At 63.1% G+C, this 19,805-nt stretch carries 16 protein-coding genes; 9 read left to right on the top strand and 7 right to left on the bottom strand.

Annotated elements, in window-relative coordinates:
* Window positions 1-2: 2 nt before the first annotated feature.
* Window positions 3-1,574, bottom strand: coding sequence for a hypothetical protein (locus tag QZY07_RS12810; protein ID WP_295403203.1), 1,572 nt, complete (start codon window positions 1,572-1,574; stop codon window positions 3-5).
* A 383-nt stretch (window positions 1,575-1,957) separates the two neighbouring features.
* Entirely contained in the window at window positions 1,958-3,460 is a 1,503-nt protein-coding gene (locus tag QZY07_RS12815) for a leucyl aminopeptidase (RefSeq protein WP_295403206.1), read from the bottom strand.
* Window positions 3,461-3,572: 112 nt separating this feature from the next.
* Here QZY07_RS12815 and lptG point away from each other — a divergent pair, with 112 nt between their 5' ends.
* Window positions 3,573-4,637: an LPS export ABC transporter permease LptG gene (gene lptG, locus QZY07_RS12820; RefSeq protein ID WP_295403209.1), complete on the top strand. Its 1,065-nt coding sequence runs from the start codon at window positions 3,573-3,575 to the stop codon at window positions 4,635-4,637.
* Between the two features lie 58 nt (window positions 4,638-4,695).
* On the opposite strand, the gene QZY07_RS12825 is transcribed toward lptG, so the two are convergent.
* Window positions 4,696-5,163, bottom strand: coding sequence for an RDD family protein (locus tag QZY07_RS12825; RefSeq protein WP_295403212.1), 468 nt, complete (start codon window positions 5,161-5,163; stop codon window positions 4,696-4,698).
* 108 nt (window positions 5,164-5,271) lie between these two features.
* Here QZY07_RS12825 and QZY07_RS12830 point away from each other — a divergent pair, with 108 nt between their 5' ends.
* Together QZY07_RS12830 and QZY07_RS12835 are read left to right on the top strand one after the other, a co-directional pair.
* The gene (locus tag QZY07_RS12830; RefSeq protein ID WP_295403215.1) at window positions 5,272-7,809 is read left to right on the top strand and encodes an ATP-binding protein; all 2,538 of its coding nucleotides are present in this window, start codon (window positions 5,272-5,274) and stop codon (window positions 7,807-7,809) included.
* A gap of 6 nt (window positions 7,810-7,815) precedes the next feature.
* Window positions 7,816-8,436, top strand: a complete 621-nt coding sequence (locus tag QZY07_RS12835) for a response regulator transcription factor (protein ID WP_295403218.1) — start codon at window positions 7,816-7,818, stop codon at window positions 8,434-8,436.
* Between the two features lie 119 nt (window positions 8,437-8,555).
* On the opposite strand, the gene QZY07_RS12840 is transcribed toward QZY07_RS12835, so the two are convergent.
* Window positions 8,556-10,547, bottom strand: a complete 1,992-nt coding sequence (locus tag QZY07_RS12840; RefSeq protein ID WP_295403220.1) for a peptidoglycan-binding protein — start codon at window positions 10,545-10,547, stop codon at window positions 8,556-8,558.
* Between the two features lie 333 nt (window positions 10,548-10,880).
* Here QZY07_RS12840 and QZY07_RS12845 point away from each other — a divergent pair, with 333 nt between their 5' ends.
* A complete protein-coding gene (locus QZY07_RS12845; protein ID WP_295403223.1) occupies window positions 10,881-12,143 on the top strand; it encodes an HDOD domain-containing protein in 1,263 nt (420 codons plus the stop codon).
* On the opposite strand, the gene QZY07_RS12850 is transcribed toward QZY07_RS12845, so the two are convergent.
* Both QZY07_RS12850 and QZY07_RS12855 read right to left on the bottom strand, forming a co-directional pair.
* The gene (locus QZY07_RS12850) at window positions 12,123-12,854 is read right to left on the bottom strand and encodes a class I SAM-dependent methyltransferase (protein WP_295403224.1); all 732 of its coding nucleotides are present in this window, start codon (window positions 12,852-12,854) and stop codon (window positions 12,123-12,125) included. The genes QZY07_RS12845 and QZY07_RS12850 overlap by 21 nt on opposite strands.
* A complete protein-coding gene (locus tag QZY07_RS12855) occupies window positions 12,851-14,230 on the bottom strand; it encodes a BtaA family protein (protein ID WP_295403227.1) in 1,380 nt (459 codons plus the stop codon). The genes QZY07_RS12850 and QZY07_RS12855 overlap by 4 nt, the downstream gene beginning before the upstream one ends.
* Window positions 14,231-14,450: 220 nt before the next feature.
* On the opposite strand from QZY07_RS12855, the gene QZY07_RS12860 reads away from it, so the two are divergent.
* Both QZY07_RS12860 and QZY07_RS12865 read left to right on the top strand, forming a co-directional pair.
* The gene (locus QZY07_RS12860; RefSeq protein ID WP_295403230.1) at window positions 14,451-15,434 is read left to right on the top strand and encodes an aldolase catalytic domain-containing protein; all 984 of its coding nucleotides are present in this window, start codon (window positions 14,451-14,453) and stop codon (window positions 15,432-15,434) included.
* Window positions 15,435-15,437: 3 nt separating this feature from the next.
* Window positions 15,438-16,727, top strand: a complete 1,290-nt coding sequence (locus tag QZY07_RS12865; RefSeq protein ID WP_295403233.1) for a citrate synthase — start codon at window positions 15,438-15,440, stop codon at window positions 16,725-16,727.
* A gap of 99 nt (window positions 16,728-16,826) precedes the next feature.
* On the opposite strand, the gene QZY07_RS12870 is transcribed toward QZY07_RS12865, so the two are convergent.
* Complete coding sequence (locus QZY07_RS12870; RefSeq protein WP_295403235.1) at window positions 16,827-17,438, bottom strand: 2OG-Fe(II) oxygenase; 612 nt, start codon at window positions 17,436-17,438, stop codon at window positions 16,827-16,829.
* Between the two features lie 111 nt (window positions 17,439-17,549).
* On the opposite strand from QZY07_RS12870, the gene QZY07_RS12875 reads away from it, so the two are divergent.
* The 3 genes from QZY07_RS12875 to QZY07_RS12885 all read left to right on the top strand — a co-directional run bounded on the left by QZY07_RS12875 (window position 17,550) and on the right by QZY07_RS12885 (window position 19,799).
* Entirely contained in the window at window positions 17,550-18,104 is a 555-nt protein-coding gene (locus tag QZY07_RS12875) for a hypothetical protein (RefSeq protein ID WP_295403238.1), read from the top strand.
* A 211-nt stretch (window positions 18,105-18,315) separates the two neighbouring features.
* The gene (locus QZY07_RS12880; RefSeq protein ID WP_295403241.1) at window positions 18,316-18,675 is read left to right on the top strand and encodes an HPF/RaiA family ribosome-associated protein; all 360 of its coding nucleotides are present in this window, start codon (window positions 18,316-18,318) and stop codon (window positions 18,673-18,675) included.
* Window positions 18,676-18,881: 206 nt separating this feature from the next.
* Window positions 18,882-19,799: an NAD(P)H-binding protein gene (locus QZY07_RS12885; protein ID WP_295403243.1), complete on the top strand. Its 918-nt coding sequence runs from the start codon at window positions 18,882-18,884 to the stop codon at window positions 19,797-19,799.
* The last annotated feature ends 6 nt before the right edge of the window (window positions 19,800-19,805 follow it).

Genomic DNA, 19,805 nt, shown 5'->3' on the forward strand with positions numbered 1-19,805 from the left:
ACTCACGGTTCGCCCATTTTGAAAGCCGCGTCCTCGGATTGCATACCCAGCCCTTGATCAATGGTTTCCGGAAATCCGAGCAAGCCGACAATGCGCGACTGCACCGCTTTCAGTGGGGTCATGCTGTGCCAGTTCGTGCCGCCGAGGCTGACCACGATCAGGCGGATGCCGGTAAAGGTTCTGAGCATCGTCTCGGTGGTCGGCCTGGCGGTCGCCCGTTTGGGGTTTCCCGCGTCGAGGCGATCCAGCGTTTCGGCCTTCGCCTGCAAGGCCTCGCGCACCGTGAACTCGACCAGGCACAAGACCAAGACCCGCAGGCCGATGGCGAGGAGGCGGATGAGGCTCTTGAGGCGGGTGGTCGAACACCGGTACAACGGCGTCAAGCCCAGGAGCTTGCCGCGCAAGCGGTTGAAGCCGCGCTCGATGAGGGATTCCTCGCGGTCGGCAAGCACCGCCTCGCCCACCTCCAGGGCGAGGTCGTTGCTCACGAACACCCGCCAGCCCAAGCCCCGCACGGTCGCCTCATACGCCACGGGGTCGCGGCGCGTACGCATAGTCACGCTGACCGTGGTGACGTCTCGGGCAGGACGCCCGAGGTAGGCCCGTGTGCGGGTGGTGTGGGTGTCCACCTGGTACTCAACGACCAGGAGGGTCAACACCTGATGTCGCGCCATAATGGTATCCACGGCCGCACGCGCCTGCGCTTCATTCAGGCGCTTGTGGCCACGCCCGCGCTGGTTGAGCACCGCGATCTCTTGCTCGGCCTGTTGCAGGCGCTGGTCCAGGCAGCAATTCTTATTTTGGCCTCGACGCGCTAGAGTTCCTGACCACCCTTGATCGGAATCGTTGTCTTGAGCGTCCCCTTTGGTCCCAGTGTTCTGAATTTGGCTGATCATTGTCAGCACGGTTCGACCCGTGAGCAGGCCAACGGTCACGTGCGCGACGTCCATCCCGCGCTGACACCGGTCCTGGGGAAACCGGGACTGGACAAGGTGATCGCGCTCGCACCGGAGTGTGTCCGTCCGCAGGATGGGGCGCAGAAACAGGACGGTGAACGCAATGCCGCCAAGCGCTGGTTGGCCGCGAACGGCGCCACCTTGAGCCCGTTGCACGTCACCGTGTTGGGCGACGACCGGTTCTGCCATGAGCCGTTCTGTCGCGAGGGGTTGGGGCAACACCTGAATTTCATTCCGGTCTGCAAGCCCAGCTCCCAGGCGACCGTGGAGGACTGGCTGGCGTTTCTCCCGCGCAGCGGCAGCGTGCGGACCCTGACGCAGACGCGCTGGAATGGGCGACGGGGCGAGATCGATACCGATCGCGATGCCGACGAGATCCCCCTGCGCGATGGCAAGGGTGCGTTCCTGGCAAACTGGCGTGAACTGACCGCCACCGATGAACAGGGCACCACTCTTTATCGCAACAGTTTTGCCACCTCCCTGTCCTGGAATGACACGGCGGTGGCGCCCGTCATCGCGGCCGGGCGCAGCCGTTGGAAGATCGAAAACGAAAACGACAATATCCTCAAGACCAAGGGAGACCATTTCGAACACCATGATGGCCATGGTCAGCAGCATCTCTCCTGGCCCGCCTCATCATCCTGGCCTTCCTGGTCCACACGGTGTTGGAGTGGATGGATGACCAGGATCAACTCCTGCGCCAGAAGCTGCCCGCACGCCAACGCTTGTTCAGCGACCTCCGAACCCTCACCAGTTACTTGTGCTTTGAGAGTTGGACAGACCTGATGACGTTCATGCTGAAAAGCGTTGAACCGGCGCCGCCGCCGAAGCCAGGAACAGGGTGAAGTCGCCAAAATGAGAATTGCTGGGGGTGGTCGATTAGTTTCACGGCCAATCGGCGTCCGCGCCAATCATTCGGCGTCATACCGTGGCCGTTCTACCCACTCTTGTATCTTCAATTATGGATCAAACGATGATCGACGCCCAATTGATGACACGCCCTAAGGCTCCAACACCCCGCTCCGTTCCAGCAAAAGCTGAGTGAGCAGCGCCACCGGTCGACCCGTCCCGCCCTTTTCCTTGCCGCCGACCCAGGCCACGCCCGCGATGTCCAGATGCGCCCAGGGATAATCCTTGGTGTAGCGCGCCAAAAAACAGGCGGCGGTGATGGCCCCGGCCTCGCGGCCCCCGACATTGGCCATGTCGGCGAAATTGCTGTCGAGCTGCTGCTGATAGTCCTCCCACAGCGGCAGACGCCAGGCGCGGTCGCCAACCGATTCGCCGGCCCGCTGGATCTCCGCGGCCAGTTGGTCGTCCGCGGTGAAGAGCCCAGCGGCATGCTTGCCCAGCGCGACCACGCAGGCGCCGGTCAGGGTGGCGAGGTCGATCACCAGGGCGGGATCGAAACGCTTGCAGTAAGTCAGCGCGTCGCAGAGGATCAGACGGCCCTCGGCATCGGTATTGAGGATCTCGATGGTCTGCCCCGACATGCTGGTGACGATGTCCCCGGGTTTATTGGCGTCGCCGTCCGGCAGATTCTCGGACGCGGGCACCACGCCCACCAGATGGATGGGCAGACCCAGTTCGCAGACGGCGCGCATGGCGCCGATGACGCTGGCGCCGCCGCACATGTCGTATTTCATCTCGTCCATCTCGGCGGCGGGCTTGATCGAAATGCCGCCGGCGTCGAAGGTCAGCCCCTTGCCCACGAGCACGATCGGCTTGGCGTCGGTCGCCCCCCCTCGATACTCCATCACGATCAGCTTGGCCGGTTGGCGGCTGCCGCGCGAGACCGACAGCAGTGCCCCCATTTTCAATTCAGCCATGGCGGCCTCGTCGAGGACCTCGACCTTGAGCGCGTCGTAACGGCTAGCGAGATCCACCGCCTGATCGGCCAGATAGGTGGGCGTGCAGAGATTGCCCGGCAGGTTGCCCAATTCCCGAGCCAGGTTGACGCCCGCCGCCATGGCCGCGCCATGCTGGATGGCGTGTTCGGCAATGGCCAGATCCGGTTCGCTCGGCACCCACAGCGTCAGTTGTCCGAGCGGCGTCTTGGGCGCCTTTTTGTCTTCCCTGGTCCGGGTGTAACGATAGACCCTGTCCTCGGCGGTCATCACCGCGTCGCGGATGGCCGCGTAGAGATCCATGCCCGCTGGCAGCGTCGCCGGGAGCGCCAGCACGGCCTCACCTGCCTGGGTCTGCTGGAGAGTGGCGACGGCGGCGGCGAGCGTCTTGCGATAGTTGGTCCGGTTGCACTCCTGGGGTTTGCCGAAATCGATCAGCAGCACCCGCTCGGCGGCGAGACCGGGGAGGTCGTAGAGCATCAGGGTCCGACCGGCCTCGCCATCGAGATCGCCCTTTTTCCAAAGTTCGCTCAACCGACCGCCGCTCGCAATATCCACGGCCTCGGCGGGGCCGGCGAGCGGCTGTTTTTCGAAGACCCCGAGGATGAGGCAGGGCGTTTTCTGGGTGGCGAGGTCGCCGGTTTTCATCGTGAATTCCATCGTGGGGCTCCTGACGAGGCGTGATCAGCGTGGCATCAGCCTGAAGTGGCTGAGAGACAGTAATGATAGGATGAAGTGCATAGAGTCTATCGAATGACGGGGCCTGGTCGTCGTGAAAATCCTCGATCGCTATCTTGCCTGGGCGGTGATTGGCGGCACCCTGCTGACGCTGGGCGTCCTGCTGCCGCTGCTGGGGGTCGTGATTCTGGCCGACGAACTCGATGCGATCGGCGTCGAGCGCTACGGTCTGGCGGATGCGCTCTTGTTCATGCTCCTGAGTCTGCCCCGTTACGCCTACCAGATCTTCCCGATCGCGACCCTGATCGGCGCGCTGATCGGGCTGGGCTCGCTGGCCAGTCGTTCGGAACTGGTCGCCATGCGCGCCGCCGGCATCTCGGTCGGGCAAATCGTCCGCGCGGGCCTGCTGGGCGGTCTGCTGCTGGCCGCGATTGCCGTTCTGATGGGTGAGGTGCTGGCCCCGCTGGCGGAACAGCGCGGGGTGGAACTGCGCCGGCAGGCACTGTCGGGCGACGTGGCCCAGCGGACCCCCGACGGTTTCTGGGCGATCGACGACGGATCCTATGTGAATATCCGCGAGATCCGTTCCGGCACCAGCCTGCGCGACATCTTCATCTATCGCGTGGATCCCGCCCAGGGAACCCTGATCGCGACCCACGCGGCCGGCGCCCGCTATCGGGACGGTCGATGGGTGCTGGAAGACATCGCGCGTAGCCACGTCAGCGCGGCGGGCGTCGTAGTCGAGCGGATCGCCCAGGCCGGCTGGGACTCGATGCTGGATCCGGGGTTACTCAAGGTCATCGTCGCCGATCCGCACGCACTTCCCATCTGGGGACTCTACAAATACATCCGCTTCATGTCGATCAACAAACAGGACTCCGGGGTTTACGAAGTGGCCTTCTGGGGCAAGGTCGTCCATCCGATCCTCACCCTGTCGATGATCCTGATCGCGACCCCCTTGCTGCTCGGATCCTCGCGCAGCACCGGGATGGGACGGCGCATCCTGGCCGGCGTGCTGGTCGGGATGCTCTACTATCTGGTCAGCCGCACCTTTGCCTATCTGGCGCTCCTGTTCGGGATGAATCCGTTCCTCGCGGCCATTGCGCCGCCCCTGCTGTTCATTTCCGGGGCGCTGCTGTTGCTGAGACGGGTGGGTTGACATCATCTCCGCCCTTCAGGGTGGAGACTCCCAACCTCGCGGTCCAGGGTTGCCTGTTTCAGGACGCCTTCCCCGCGCTTTTCTCCAGCATCACCAGCCGGCTGTGCGACTTGCGGTCATGCCAGGCGAGTCGGTCCCGGTCAATCAGGCTCCACCAGAAACCAAGGCCCGCTGGCAGCAGACTGAGAATGGCCCAGCCGAAACGCTGGAGCGCACTGCCGAGCCGCAGATTGGCGCCATCGTCGCCGATGACCCGGAAGCGCCAGGCGCGCATGCCAAGCGTCTGACCGCCACGCATCCAGAAGTAGACGTAGAATGCCGCGACGACGGAGAGTAGATAAAGACGCATCAGTGCGAGCGGGAGTGTCGCTTCATAGACTTTCGCGCCGACGACGATCTCGTAGGGGATGGCGACGATGGCGGTGGCGAGGATCAGAACGCCCAACAACAGTACGCTATCGTAGAGCATCGCGCCGAGGCGTCGGAAGAGTGAAGGCTGCTTGGCTAGGGTGACATCGAATTCCATGGTTTCTACTGCCGAATGGTTGATGATCGATAGCTTCGGACGGAAGCCGCTATGGTGAAACGAATCATTATTAAACCATTTTTGTTTAAGCTTTTGCGACAGCTACCCATGCCATGGATCGCCATTCTGGTCGGCCTGGCCGCGGGTATTGCGGTCTGGAGTATCCTCGATCAGATCCAAAGCCGCCAGGTCGACAAGATCTTTGCACAGGAATTGCGCATCCAGCTCGACCTGCGCGCGCGCGAGAGCCTGATTCGTTTTGACCGACATCTGTCGAGTTACAGTGCAATGACGCGGCTGCTCGCCAATCACCGACGTCTTTCCGAGTATTTGGAACCATGGTTTCGGTCCGGGAACGAGACGTTTACCCCGATCGTTGATCGGAAATTTCGCCCGCAGTGGCTACCCGACGTTTTCGAGCCAGCGGTGCTGAGTCCGCCGAGCCATGTTCTCTTGACGGATTCACGGGGGCGGGTACGGGAAGTCTTCCAGGCCGGAGATGACCCGCTGCCGGAAGAATTCGCGACCGGCGTGAACTCGCAATTCCTGGACCGGCATGCGGTGCTTTCGGTGATCGAACGGGTCGGCGACCGACTCTATCTGATGAACAGCGATGCGATCGAGGATGCCGACGACAACGTCATGGGCTATCTGGTCGTGCTGGTTCCGGTCGACGAGACCTTTCTGGCTGCCTCGCAGCGCGGGCTCGACGTGGGTCGCGCGGCGGTCGCGCTGGTCGATAGCGACGACCAGCGGATCGTGGCGAGCGTCGATGCGGACGCCTTGATTCCGGGCAGTCTGCTGAGCGACTGGAACGACGCTTATGTGATCACCTCCCAATCCCTGGCCGAGTATGAGGGGTCCGACTCCAATCCGCTCTTCGCGACCTTCGTGCCGCATACCGTGGTGGAGAGGATGTCGCGTCATGTACGGATCTTCGAGCGCCGCCAGCGCTTCATCGCGGCCACGGTCTTCATCGGCGTCTTTACCGCCGTCATCTATCTGGTGTCCTCGCGCCTGAACAAGGTTCTCAAGCGCATGACCCGCTTCTCCCAGCGGGCGCTGGGTATCGCCGAGCCCGGTTTTCATCGCGCGGGCAACCAGCTCCTGCTGCTGGAGGATTGGATCCAGCATTTCACGCAGCTGGTGCTCACCGCCCGCGAGGAGATGAGCCGTCAACATCAGGCCGCGATGCGCGAGAGCGAGGCGCTCAAGGCGGCGATGATGGAGGCTTCCCTGGATGCCATCGTTACCTTGGACCACGCCGGCCAGATCATCGAATTCAATCCGGCGGCGGAGCGGTTATTCGGACAGGAGCGTCAGGAGACGATCGGGGCGTCCTTCTCGGAGCGGTTTCTGCCCGATGTTGCCCGCCCCGCCTTCAAGCGCCTGCTCGACCGCTCCCGTCATCTGCATCGCAAGCCCCAGGGGCGCGGCGAATTGATCGCCCTGCGCACGGATGGCGTGGAGCTTCCAGTGGAAATCTCCATCGCGCCGATCGAGTTGGACGATGAACGTTTTTATACGCTGTACATTCATGACATCTCCAGCCGCAAGCTGGCGGAACAGGAGATCAAGAGCCTGGCCCGTTTCGCGAGCGAAAGCCCGAACCCAATCATGCGCGTGACGGCGGAGGGACTGATCGTCTACGCCAACAACGCCAGTCGTCCGCTGCTGCTTGCCTGGCGGGCGGATCCAGGCGTTCGCCTGCCCGAGGAATGGTGCGACGCGGTGGCGCTGGCATTGGGGACCGGCCAGCCACTCGAACGGGAACTCGACCTTGCGGGTCAGGTCTATTCGCTGCTGCTCGCGCCGATCCGCGATCTTGGCTACGTGAATATTTATGCCCGCGACATCACCGCCGTGCGCCGCGCCGAGCAGGAATCCCGTCAGCATCAGGCCGAGCTGGTCCATGTCTGTCGGCTCAGCACCATGGGCGAGGTCGCCACCGGCATGGCCCATGAACTCAACCAACCGCTGTCGGCCATCGTCAACTATGCCAACGGCTGCAGCCGACGCCTGCAGGGCGGTGCCGGCCAGACCGCGGAACTGGTCGGCGCCATGAGTCAGATCACGGCGCAGGCTCAGCGCGCCAGCGAGATCATCAAGCGGCTGCGCGCGCTGGTCGGTAAGCAGCCACCCGTGCGTGCGCGGACAGACTTGAATCACTTGGTGCGGGAAGTCATGTCGTTCCTGGAATTCGAGACCAACCGGCTCGGCATCCAGATGCAACTTGACCTGGCCTCGGAGACCATTCCGGTCCAGGTCGATCTGGTTCAGGTCGAGCAGGTGCTTCTGAATCTGGTCGGCAACGCGCTCGATGCGCTGGAAGAGTGCTCGGAAGATCGGCGTCGGTTGCGGATCCGCACCGGGACACGCGACGGCGACGCCTGGGTGGTGGTCGAGGATACGGGACCGGGGATCTCGCGGGAACGTCTCGCGGGGCTGTTCGACCCCTTTGTGACCACGAAAAAGAGCGGGATGGGGATGGGCCTGGCGATCAGTCAGACCATCGTCGAGAACCATGAGGGGCGGATCTGGGCCGAGTCGGAACTGGGTCACGGATCGGCCTTTCATATGACCCTGCCGCTTTCGTCCCCCATCCAGGAGACCGAGGGCGGCCAAACCGAGCGGCTGGAAACCTAAACGAAAATGACCAATGATGCGACCGTCTTCGTCGTCGACGATGACCAGGCCATGCGAACCTCGCTGCAATGGCTGATCGAATCGACCGGAATGTCGGTTCAGACCTATGAGTCCGCCGATGTCTTTCTTGCCAGCTATTACCCTGGCCGCGCCGGCTGTTTGTTGCTGGACGTGCGGATGCCCGGCATGAGCGGGCTGGAATTACAGGGTTATCTGGCGCGCCAGGGCTATCGGCTGCCGGTGATCCTCATCACCGGTCACGGCGACGTGGCGATGGCGGTCAAGGCCATGAAAGCAGGCGCGGTGGATTTCATCGAAAAACCCTTTCACGACGAGGATCTGCTGCGCAGTATCCGCAACGCCCTGGAGTTCGATCGGAAACATCGGGCCAACCGTTCCGCGAAGGCCGATATCGCCATCCGATTGGCGGAATTGACCCCGCGCGAGCACGAGGTCATGGCCATGGTGACCGAGGGGAAATCCAACCGGGAAATCGCCACCGCGCTCGGAGTCAGCGCCAAGACCGTCGAGGCCCATCGAGCGCGCGTGATGGAGAAAATGCGCGCCGACTCGCTGGCGGAGCTGGTTCGGATGGCCTTGCTGGCGGCGCCGGATTCGCCGTCTTGAAGTCTTCGGCGCACCCTCGATGCCTGTCCCGGTTCACGCCGACAGGGGCGATCCGCGCACGCCCAGCATCCACGAAGCGAGAAGAAACCGCCGCGCGAGGCGGCGGGACGGCCGGAGGCTTAATTCATCTGCAAGGAACACGGCCGGGGCGGGATGAGGTCGTCAAGATCGCTCCACTGACATTCGGTCGGGAGCGCGCACAGCGGAGCCGCCTCGGCCACGATGACGCATTGCGGGCCGGACAGGGGCAGCACGATTTCCGGTTCCAGCGGCGGCAGACCCAGCAGGCGCAGCGTCACCGCATCCAATACGCCCCCCGTTTTCCGCAGGCCCTGGCGCCACTGGAACGCGTCGAGCGCCGCCACGGTCGCCTGGTCTGGCGCGCCGGCGAAAGGGAGCGTTTTGTGGCTCACGTGTTTCTTGCGTTTTTTGTCACGCCAGACGGACTTTCGGGTCGGCGGCGTCAGCAGTCCCTGCTCGGCCAGCGCCGTCTGCACCGTCGCCAGGTGAACAGCGGCTGACCGCCGCGCCCTCGCCGGCATTTTTTTGATGCGATTCAGATCCGGGGCATCGCCCAAAGCCGCCTGCTGGCGAGTTTGTAGGGCGGCATATCTGGCGAGACGCCGAGCATAGAGTTCGAGCGCAATCCGTTCGGCGGGCATCAGCCGGCTGGCCTGTGCCGGGTCGTCCGGCGCGTCCTTGCCGACCAGCGCGCGGAAACGCTGCAAAGCCTGCCGCACCGCCGGTTGGGACGCGTCCGTGCCGGGGGGCAGCAGCCGCAGGTGTTGGAGCGCGGACAGGGTCTCCGGCGGCAGGGTCTCCAGCGGTCGATCCTCGCCCTGGCTGATCAAGGCGGCGAGGCGCTGTCGATACCGCCGGGTTTCATCCTGGTTCAGGGTACTGGTCAGCAGCGTCTCGGGCAGCCGCGCGGTCGCGCCGTTCTCATGGAAAAACTCGGCGGCTTTAGAGGTCTGCTGCGGATTGAATGCCTGTTCCGGCAGATCGCCTCCCTTCAAATCGAATCCGGCCCCATATTTGGCCCTCACCAGCGCCGGCTGGCGGTCGGCCCGAACGCGCCGGGCCAGATGCTCCATGAACTCCGCCCAGGTATAGGGCTGGCTTTGTCCTTTGCCGTCGCGATAGAACATCCCCGGGTTGCCCGTCACGGTGGGCGAGTCGGCGGGCAGCCCCCACTCGGCTGAAATCGACGGCTGGATCGAAAATTCGCGCGAGGAGAACAGCGCGGGTTCGAGGATCGCCGTTGGCGTCGCCAGGGTTCCCCCGGCCGTCACCGTGGTGCGTCGCTCGGTGTCCGCCATGTGCATCTGCCGGCTTTCCAGTCCCCGCAGCAACGACACCGGACGGCGTTCTTGTAGGGTAACCGTCGACCGCGAAGTCGGTTCGAGGTTCGCCAACGGCAAGGTCTGTCGGGTGGTTTGCGCGCGCACGATGGCGCTCTCGCCGAGGTCGGCCGCCAGCGCCAGCGCGGTGTCGGGAAACGGAACGGGCACCTCGACCGGCTTGACGCAGAGGGTATCGCGCGCCTCGCCTCGTGCCAGCGCCAGCACCCGTCTACCCTCTCCCGCCCCTAAAAAATGATACAGATAATCCTCTTCCGGCGTGGTGGCACCGGAGTCAAGACTCAGGTAGTGTTTCGCAAAGGCCAGCACCGCGAAGTTGTGACGCAGGAGTTGGAGTTCCTCGTCGCCCTCGCCCCGTTTGCCGTCCACCGTGTCCTGAATCAGGCGGCGCACCGTCGCGTCGGTAAACGGCCCATCCCCGAGATCCAGTCGTTCGCGGTCCGCGGCGGTCTCGCTTGCCGCCAGGAGTTGCGTTCCGAAGCGTTTGAGGATGCGATGGAAGGTCGCGGGCTGGAACTGCCAGACCCCGGTCGCCGATCCCAGGCGGCCATTTTGCAGCGTGGGGCGGACGTGGTCGTTCCAGGTCGCGGCGCTTTCCATCTCGCCGGTCGCGAGCGCCTGCCCCAGATTCGCCCCGGTGCGCTCGGACACCTCCAGCAGCATGAGCATCTGCCGGGGAGAAATATCCTGCGTGCGGTCATAATGACGGGACTGACTCGCCGACAGATCGCGATACGCGCCCAGCGTCATCTCCGCCGGACGTCCATCGTCTGAAGACGCGGCGGATATCGCCGGCGGATCGGCCGCCCAAGCCGATGGAAACGTCAACGCGACCGCCGCGGCGAGGCTGAATGATCGTCGGTGTTGGATCCACATTGAACTGTTTGAACTCTGTTGTTGAGATTGTCAGTTTGGCAGAAACGGCGGAGATACCATGGATCGCGCCCCAGTGCGTGAAATTACAGCCATGATCCGGTCGGCGGCGAACCTTGCCGGTTTCGCCAAACGCCCGCCGCGATCGGCGATTCGACAATCCGGATCCAACCGCGCCATCTCAGCCATCGCTTCCGTTCGGAGACGACCATGACCGATTTAAGCGAAAGCCATGATACACAGGATTTTTTGATCGCCCGGCAGCCGATCTACGATCATGACATGGGTGTGATCGGCTATGAACTCCGGTACCGCCACGCCTGCGTGGAACGCGCCCGGATCGAGGATACGGATCTGGCGTCATTATCAGTGATTCTCGCGAGTTTTCTGCATATCGGTCTCGATACCTTGGTGGGCAGCGCGCTTGCGTTTGTGAGGATGACGCGCCGTTTGATCGTCGACGAGTCCCTGTCGCCCTTCTTCGAGGGGCAGGTGGTGCTGGAACTGCCGGACGACGTAGAGCCGGACGATCAGGTGATCGCGGGGCTGACCCGGCTCAAGGCGGCTGGGCACAAACTCTCCTTTGGCAATGTCGTCGACGGCCCCAATGACGGGACTTTGCTGGCGATGGCGGACTATATCAAGCTCGATGTACTCAAGCATGATCCAGAGTGGCTTCGGCGACGGATTGATCTCGCGCATGCGCATGGCGCGCGCGCCGTGGCGGCAAAGGTGGAGACCCAGGCGCTCCATGAAAGTTGCAAAGCACTGGGATTCGACTATTTTCAGGGCTTTTTCTATTGCCGTCCGAAGACCATCGAACAGCGAAGCCTAGCCTCCAACCAGGCGGTGGTGCTGCGATTGATTCAGCAGTTGGAGGATCCTGATGTCGAGTTGCGGGATTTGGAGCGCATTCTCGCCCAGGATGTGGTTTTGACCTACAAACTGCTGCGCTACGTCAACAGCGCGACCTTCGCCCGGCGGCGCGAGATCGAATCGCTGCGGGAGGCCATGACCCTGATCGGTCTCAAACGCATCCGGGACTGGGCCTGTCTGATTCTCATGGGGCAGGTGGCCAATGGCAAGCCCCGCGAGTTGATCGTCACCGGCATGATCCGAGCCCGCATGTGCGAGCGGCTGGCCGAACGCTTTTTGCCCGAGATCCAGCACCAGATGTTCATCGTGGGTCTGCTGTCGATTCTCGACGCGCTTCTGGATAGCGAGATGCCGGACCTGCTCGACCATCTGAGTCTGAGTCTGCCGATCAAACTGGCCCTGCTGGACCGGGAAGGCCCCCAGGGGGAACTGCTCCGACAGGTGATCGAGTACGAACAGGGCCATTGGGAGGCGCTGGAGAGTGGCGACATCCCTACCGACGAATACGCGCGTACCTATCTGGAGACGCTCAAGTGGTGCGACGAGGTGATGAAGGTGTTGTCCGACGAGCGGGCGTCAGCCAGACGCCCCGCCTGAACGCCGTCCCACAAACAGATAGTAGGGCACTCGCAAGCCTGGCAGGTAGGGCACCGGGGCGCGCCGTTCCCGCACGTCATGAGCGGGGAGCAAGTGCCGCAGCAAACGCAGCTGCTCCGGGTTCGGGTGCACGCCATCGTGTCCGAACCAGCGTGGCCAGAACCAGCGGGTGAAGGGGTCGTGACTTACCTTGCCCGGTCCGCCGGCGGCGTCCGACACATAGAAATCGACGACGCCGAGCGTACCGCCCGGACGCAGCATCTCGACCGCATTGGCGATAGCCCCGCGCCAGTCGGGGATCATGGTCAGCGAATAGGAAAAATAGACGACATCCGGCGGGATGTCCGGCCGATAGGTGGTGGCATCCGCCTCGATCACGCGCACGTTCGCCATCCCCGCGGTGCGTTGGCGCGCCTGGTCCAGCAAGGCGGGACAGAGGTCGACCAGTTCGACGCTGGCGAAATCGTCGAGCCGCGCGCCGAACGACATCAGGTTGCGTCCGGTCCCGCCGCCCAGTTCGAGAATCCGCGACCCAGGCGGCGGATCGAGCAACCCCACCAATTCGTCTCGTCCCTGGAGCAAACGTTCGCGGAAGCGGTCGTAATCCCCGGCCTGCGGACCATAGAAGGCTTGCAGTCGCTCGGCGTGCGAGCCGCGCCGGGGTTGTCCGCGCAGCAGACGGAACAGGACGCGGGCATCGTCGGCGATCATGCGCGCACGTCGGCGATGTGAAAGCCGGCATAGGTGTGGACGCGGTCGAGCAGACTGAGTTCGCGCGCCAGTTCCGGATGAAACTCCAGATGGTCGCGCAGCGGCGTGCGGGTCGCGCCAAGCTCGATCCGATCGAGATAGGTCGGCGCGGCATGGGCGCTGCGGAAGATCATCCGGGCATTGGCGGTCGCCCGCGAGAGGATGGCGAGCCATTCCTCCTCCAGCGCCTCCGGATAGTAGGAACTCATCCAGTCCATGTGATCGAGCAGCACGAAGCGCGAGATAGGTTCCTCGCCGCCGCGCAGGAAGTCGGTGACGGTCGAGGTGTGCAGCTCGATCCGGTCGACGAGTCCCGCCTTCAGCGCCGCGAAGTTCTCGCGTTTGAGATATTCGGGACAGCACTGCTCGCTGTAGCGTCCACGCACATAGACCGACCAGAAATAATTGGTCGAGAGCGGCAATTGGCGAAACACGTATTCGATCGACTCGCGCACGAATCCGGCGACCCCGTGGGCGTGCTGGGCCTGAACCTCCTTGCGCTGCGGATGCGGCACCCCGAGCATGCTCATGGTGAGCTGGCGCGAGAGCGTCCAGTTGACGCTCGGAGTCCAGATCAGGGGCTGCACCCGCGTGTCGTAGACATGGCGCTGATCGTCGAGCGTGCTGGTCTCGAACAGCTCCCGCACGCTGGCGGCCAGGCGCGGACGCGCCTTCAGATAGGTCTGGAAGAGACGCGCGACGATCCCGGACAGACCATGGAAATAGAAGCTGCCGTTCGGGTTGCCGAACCAGGCGGCGCGCCGGTCCCAGAAGGCGAGCGCGGAGGGCGACAGCTCCTCGCGCAGCGCGTCGCGGTAGATCTCCCGGAATTCAGGATGATAGCCGTGGCCGAAGACGGCGAAAAAATCCGCGTGATTCAGGCGGCGGATGCCCGCGATCTTGAGTTCGAGCAGTGCGTTCTGACGCGGATTGGCGTCGACCGCGTGGATGCGCCGGGGGCCGGTCAGGGCATAGTCGAGCACGTTGCAGCCGGCGCTGGTGATCACCAGCAGGGTGTCGTCGGGCGTGAGATTGAGCGCCATCCGGTCCACCGCCGGATCTTCCCAGCAGGTGTTGTAGACCAGCGCGCGGGAATAGATCGCGTTGAAGACATTTTGGTCGATGCGGTCGGCGAGCGTCGGGGTGGCCTTGGTCGCAGTGGTCGTGGTCGCTGGCGTGTTCAGAGTGTGGCTCCCGGTAATGCGGCGTCGCGGCCCATCACCAAAGTCGGTTGGCGAAATCCGTAGCAGGATAGCGCCTGAGCATGACCATCCCGTGGCAGCTTTGCGTCGACTTGATTGCCGTTGGATGACCGGCGGTTTGCGGTCGCGCCCCACCCGGTTCCGGGCCGCCTTTTCACATCCGTTTGCTCGGACGGCCCCTTGGGCTCAAAATAGCTCGACAAGTGTCAGGATGCCGCTCGAACGTTTTCCTGTCTCGCGCCGCCATTCCCTCATCCCAGCCATGTTCCTCCCGGGGAGTGCGATGATGGGGACTTGCGACGCGCGCCATCCTCGGATCCTGACGCTCCACTCAATGATCGCGCGGAGTAAATCGATGTCCGAAAAGGCCCCCTGGATCACCTTCCGACCCGAACTCAAGGTGCTCGACTGCACCATCCGGGACGGCGGGCTGGTAAACGCCCATCAATTCACCGACGATTTCGTGAAGGCCGCCTATCGTGCCTGCGTCGAGGCCGGCATCGACTACATGGAGATCGGTTACAAAAATTCGCCGAAGGTTTTCCCCAAGGACAAATTCGGCCCCTGGCGTCATTGCGACGAGGCGGATCTGCGCCGCGTGGTGGGCGATCACGATCCGGTCAAGACCGGGCTCAAGCTCGCGGCGATGGCCGATGCTGGCAAAAGCGATTGGGAGACGCAACTGGTTCCCGCCGCCGAGAGTCCGCTCTCGACGATCCGTGTCGCCTACTATGCGCACCAGGTCTCGGAGGCGGTGGAGATGATCCATCACGCGACCGAACTGGGCTACGAGGCGACCTCGAACCTGATGGCCGTGTCCGGCATTACGGAAGAAGAAATCGATACCGTCCTGGAGGCCATCGCGCCCACGCCGGCCACCACCATGGTGATCGTCGACAGCTTCGGCTATCTCTACCGCGAGCAGGTGGATCGGCTCTATAAAAAGTACACGGCAGCGCTGGAAGGGACGGGCAAGGAGATCGGCATCCACGCTCACAACAACCTGCAACTGGCCTTTGCCAATACCATCGAGGCCATCATTCTGGGCTGCAACCGGGTCGATTCCACCATGTTCGGTTTCGGTCGCGGCGCGGGCAACTGTCATACCGAGATCCTGCTCGGCTTCCTGCGCAATCCCAAGTTCGAGGTGCGTCCGATCATCGAGATGATCCAGAACTACCTGCTACCCTTGCGCAAGGAACTGGATTGGGGGCCGTCGATCCCTTACAACATCACCGGTCAGCTCAACCAGCACCCCCGCACCGCGATCGAGTGGCGAGAGGGTCCGACCCCGGACGATTTCCTGGGTTTCTACGATAAAGTAGTTTCGGAGAGCTAGGTCATGTCCGATGAAGCGACCCTGATCCTGGACGACCAGCAGTACCGGTTTCCCATCCGCGAAGGCACCGAGGGCGAACGCGCCATCGATATCCAGGATCTGCGGGCGCGAACGGGATACATCACGCTTGACCCCGGCTACGGCAACACCGGCAGTTGTCGAAGCGCCATCACCTTCATCGATGGAGAGAACGGCATCCTGCGTTATCGCGGGATTCCCATCGAGCAGTTCGAGGAGGGGCCGAATTTTGTCGAGGTGGCCTGGCTGCTGATCTTCGGTCATCTGCCGAGCGACGCGGAATACCAGAGCTTCGCCTCGGACCTGACGGCCTGCGCCAATCTCGATGAGAGCATGAAGCACCACTTCGAGGGCTTCCCGCGCTCGGCCCCGCCAATGGCGATCCTCTCGGCCATGATCAACGCGCTGTCCTGCTTCCATCCGGAATCCTTCGATCTGGAAGACGAGGCGCACTTTCGGGTCGCCGCCGCCGGGCTCATCAGCAAGATCCGCACCATCGCCGCCTATGCCTATCGCCATTCCATCGGGCAGCCGTATATCTATCCCGACCCCGGCCTGCGGTATGTGCCTAATTTCCTGCACATGATGTTCTCGCAGCCCTACGCGGAGCATTTCTGCGAGCCGGTGGTGCGCGACGCCATCAATCTGGTCCTGCTGCTGCACGCCGATCACGAGCAGAACTGTTCGACGTCCACCGTGCGCATGGTCGGCTCCAGTCAGGCCAATCTCTTTGCCGCCTGCGCGGCGGGCGTCTGCGCGCTCTGGGGCCCGCTGCACGGCGGGGCCAATGTCGCGGTGCTGGAGATGCTCGACCAGATCCACCGGGGCCACATCAGCCCGGAAGACTACGTGCGCATGGCGAAAGACAAGGACAGCAAGGTGCGTCTGATGGGCTTCGGTCACCGGGTCTACAAGAACTTCGATCCGCGCGCGCGGATGCTGGCGAACGTGGCGGAGCGTCTGCTGCCCACGCTCGGGATCCAGGATCCGCTGCTCGACATCGCGCGCCGGCTGGAAGAAATCGCGCTGGAAGATCCCTATTTCATCGATCGTCAGCTCTATCCCAACGTCGATTTCTATAGCGGTATCATCATGCGCGCGGTGGGCATTCCGACCAATATGTTCACTGTCATGTTTTCGATGGGTCGGCTACCGGGCTGGATTGCCCACTGGTGGGAACAGTCGCAGACACTGGGCAATAAGATCGCCCGTCCGCGCCAGCTCTATGTCGGTCCCACCGTGACCAATCATGTGCCAAGAGACGAACGGACGTGACGATCTCAACCGCGAAACCCAGCGAGCGGTAAAGCGGCGCGAGGTTCGGGTAACCGCCAAGTTCCAGGATGGCGAGCAGGGTGGGCGCGGTATCGGTCATCAGGCGAAGATCACCCAGGTGGTCGCGATGTATTTCGCGCCGGTCCGGAGGGTCGCGGCGCGGTGTTCGTGGGTCCAGAAGGGCGGGAAAAGCACCAGCGTGCCGCATTCAGGCCGCACGATCACCCCCTGATGCAGAAAATCGGTTTCGCCACCCGGTCCCGGCACGTCGTTCAGATACCAGAGCGCGACCAGTTGCCGCTGGCTCAGTTCATGGCTGCCGCTGTCGATATGCCAGTGGTAATACTCGCCGGGCAGATAACGCTGGACCTGGTAGCCTTCGTCCTTGAACGGCCCCTTGAAATAGGCGAAGGTCTCGCGAAACTCCTTGATCGCCGCCGCCAGCGAGCGAAAGAACATCTGGTCCACGTCCTTCCAGTCGGGTTTGTTGCTGACGACCAGATCGGTGGTGCGCTTGATGCCGGGATCCTCGGTGCGCAGTTGTCCGACGCGACCGGCGTACTGATGTTCGGGATGCGCCTCGAAGCGCTCGATCACCGCCGCGCAAAAGGCCGGCGGCAAGGCCAGCGGGCGGGCGAAGATGAAACTCCCGGGCTTGACTTCCCGGATGGTTGGCAGGGGTGGGGCAGTGTGTTCGACGGCAGTCATCATGGAAGCATCTTCGTAACGGATCAACGACTCGACGATTGTCACGAGAGTGAGTGGCGAAGGTCAAATACAGTTTACAACGCCATTGTTCTAAACATCGCACTGGAGGATCGCATGGCGCTGCGCATCAAAAGTCATTGGCAGGACGAGGAGCGGCAGCGGTCGCTCCCGGAGATTGCCAGCGCACTGGCGTTTATCGCTTGGCGGATCGCCATGGAAAAGGCCATCAATCTGCACTGCGAGCGTTTCGTCTACGCGAGCGACGAACAGCGTCTGCGGGTGATTCAGGAATATCTGGTGTTCCTGATCCAGGTCGCCGATCGGCTTTCGCACGGTCCGCTGCACGACGCGGATCGCCGGATCCTGATCACCGAGTTCGCCAGGAAAGTCTTCGGGCATGTCCAGGACAACAGCCAGGATCTGCTCGGACCCGGCGACTATGGCGGCCCCTTCATCGCCCGGCTGAACGAGCGTTCGGACGAATATGCCGAATTTCAGTTTGACGCCGACGGCCCCAGCTATGCGCTGCTGCGTCACCTGGGGTTCGAGATCCAGGCACTGATGGGCGTCAGCCAGGAAAACCGCTGGGTGATCGATCAGGTCATGGACCGGGACGGCTGGGATGCCTACAAGACATTCGCCAGGGCGTTCCGCGATCTGTTCGAGTGATTTTGCGTCAAAACACTTTCCCGCCTTGCTTTTCGCGCGATCGACCGCCATGATTCAAGCGTCGCGCCAGGTCTCGTCCCGCGCCTTCCGCTCCCAGAGACACCCCGGCGACACAATCCACCGAGGCAATAATGCCCTCACCCGTTCCACTCGGTCCCTGCAACGCGGCATCGCAAGCGGCAGTCGGTCGAGCTTATGGAGAACGTCAAGCATGCTCATGAAAATAGGCGGGGATACGCTCGCACTGGATGCCGATATCCGTCGTCAGATCGAATCCGAGGCCATGAAGTTCGCGGCCCGGTTCCCCGATGGGCAGGTCGATGTCCAGGTCACCATTCAAGAAGAGTTCGACCCGCTGCACGGACATCGTGTCCGCTGCGAATTGAGCGCCAAGGTCGGCGCCGGTCGTCAGGTGGTGGTGCGGGATGCCCGTAAAACCGCCGGCGAGGCCATCCGCGAGGTATTCAATGCCGCGGGCCGCAATGTCCGTCGCTTGCGCCGGCAACATATTCTAAGTCTGGCCCCCGTGCGTCCAGCGCTCCTGCCCGTGGCACAGGCCGTCGGCCGTTGACTTCCGCTCCCGGTTCTTCCCATTGCGCGTGTCGCGCGATGTCGATGAACGGTCTTGACTGACGTTGTTCAGACCTTATGTCCGAGTTTCTTATCGCCTCGACCGCGTCTCGCCGATCGCCATGAGCGACTCAGCGGCTCCGGCCACTCGCCACCAGGCATCTCGTGCCGGACACGGTTGACGTCATCGCTCAGGAGTTCATCGTCATGAAAGTTGCAGTGATCGGCGGTACCGGATTCGTCGGCTTCCACCTGGTGCGGCAGTTGCTCGCCGCCGGGCATGTTCCTCGGCTGGTGGTGCGCCCAGGCAGCGAGGACAAGCTCGAACAAGCCGCGGACTGCGAGCTCGTTCACGGACATGTCGGGGATCCCGCGACCCTGACCGACTGTCTCGCCGGCGCCGATGCCGTGATCTATCTGATCGGCATCCTGCGCGAGTTTCCCGCGCGCGGCATCACCTTCGAGGCGCTTCAGCACCAGGGCGTGGTCGACACTATCGCCGCCGCGCAGGCGATCGGCGTGGGGCGCTTCCTGCTGATGAGCGCGAACGGGATTCGCGCCGACGGCACGCCCTATCAGCGCACCAAATATCAGGCCGAACTGGCGCTCAAGGCGTCGGCGCTGCGCTGGACCATCTTCCGGCCCTCGGTGATCTTCGGCGATCCCCAGGGGCGCATGGAATTCTGTTCGCAGCTCAAGAAGGACATCATCGACAGTCCCATGCCCGCGCCGCTCTTTTTCAAGGGTCTGCTGCCCACGGGCGCCGGCGCATTCGAACTGGCGCCGGTCAGCGTCGGCGATGTGGCGAATGCTTTTGTCCTTGCCCTGACCGAGTCGCGCACCGAGTCCCAGACCTACAGCCTGTGCGGACCCCAGCGCTACACCTGGAAGGCGATCCTCAGCACCATCGCCGCCGCGTCCGGCAAGACCAAGCTCATGGTGCCGGCCCCGGCGCTGGCGGTTCAGGCCGTCGCCGGGGTGTTCGATCGATATTCCTGGTTCCCGATCTCGCGCGATCAGCTTCAGATGCTGATGGAGGGCAACGTCTGCACCGAGAACGACAGCTTCGCGCGTCTCGGATTGACGCCCACGCCCTTTGGGGTCGATCAATTAGGCTATTTGTAGCCGGGC

Source organism: uncultured Thiocystis sp., assembly GCF_903866365.1.
Lineage (GTDB): Bacteria > Pseudomonadota > Gammaproteobacteria > Chromatiales > Chromatiaceae > Chromatium.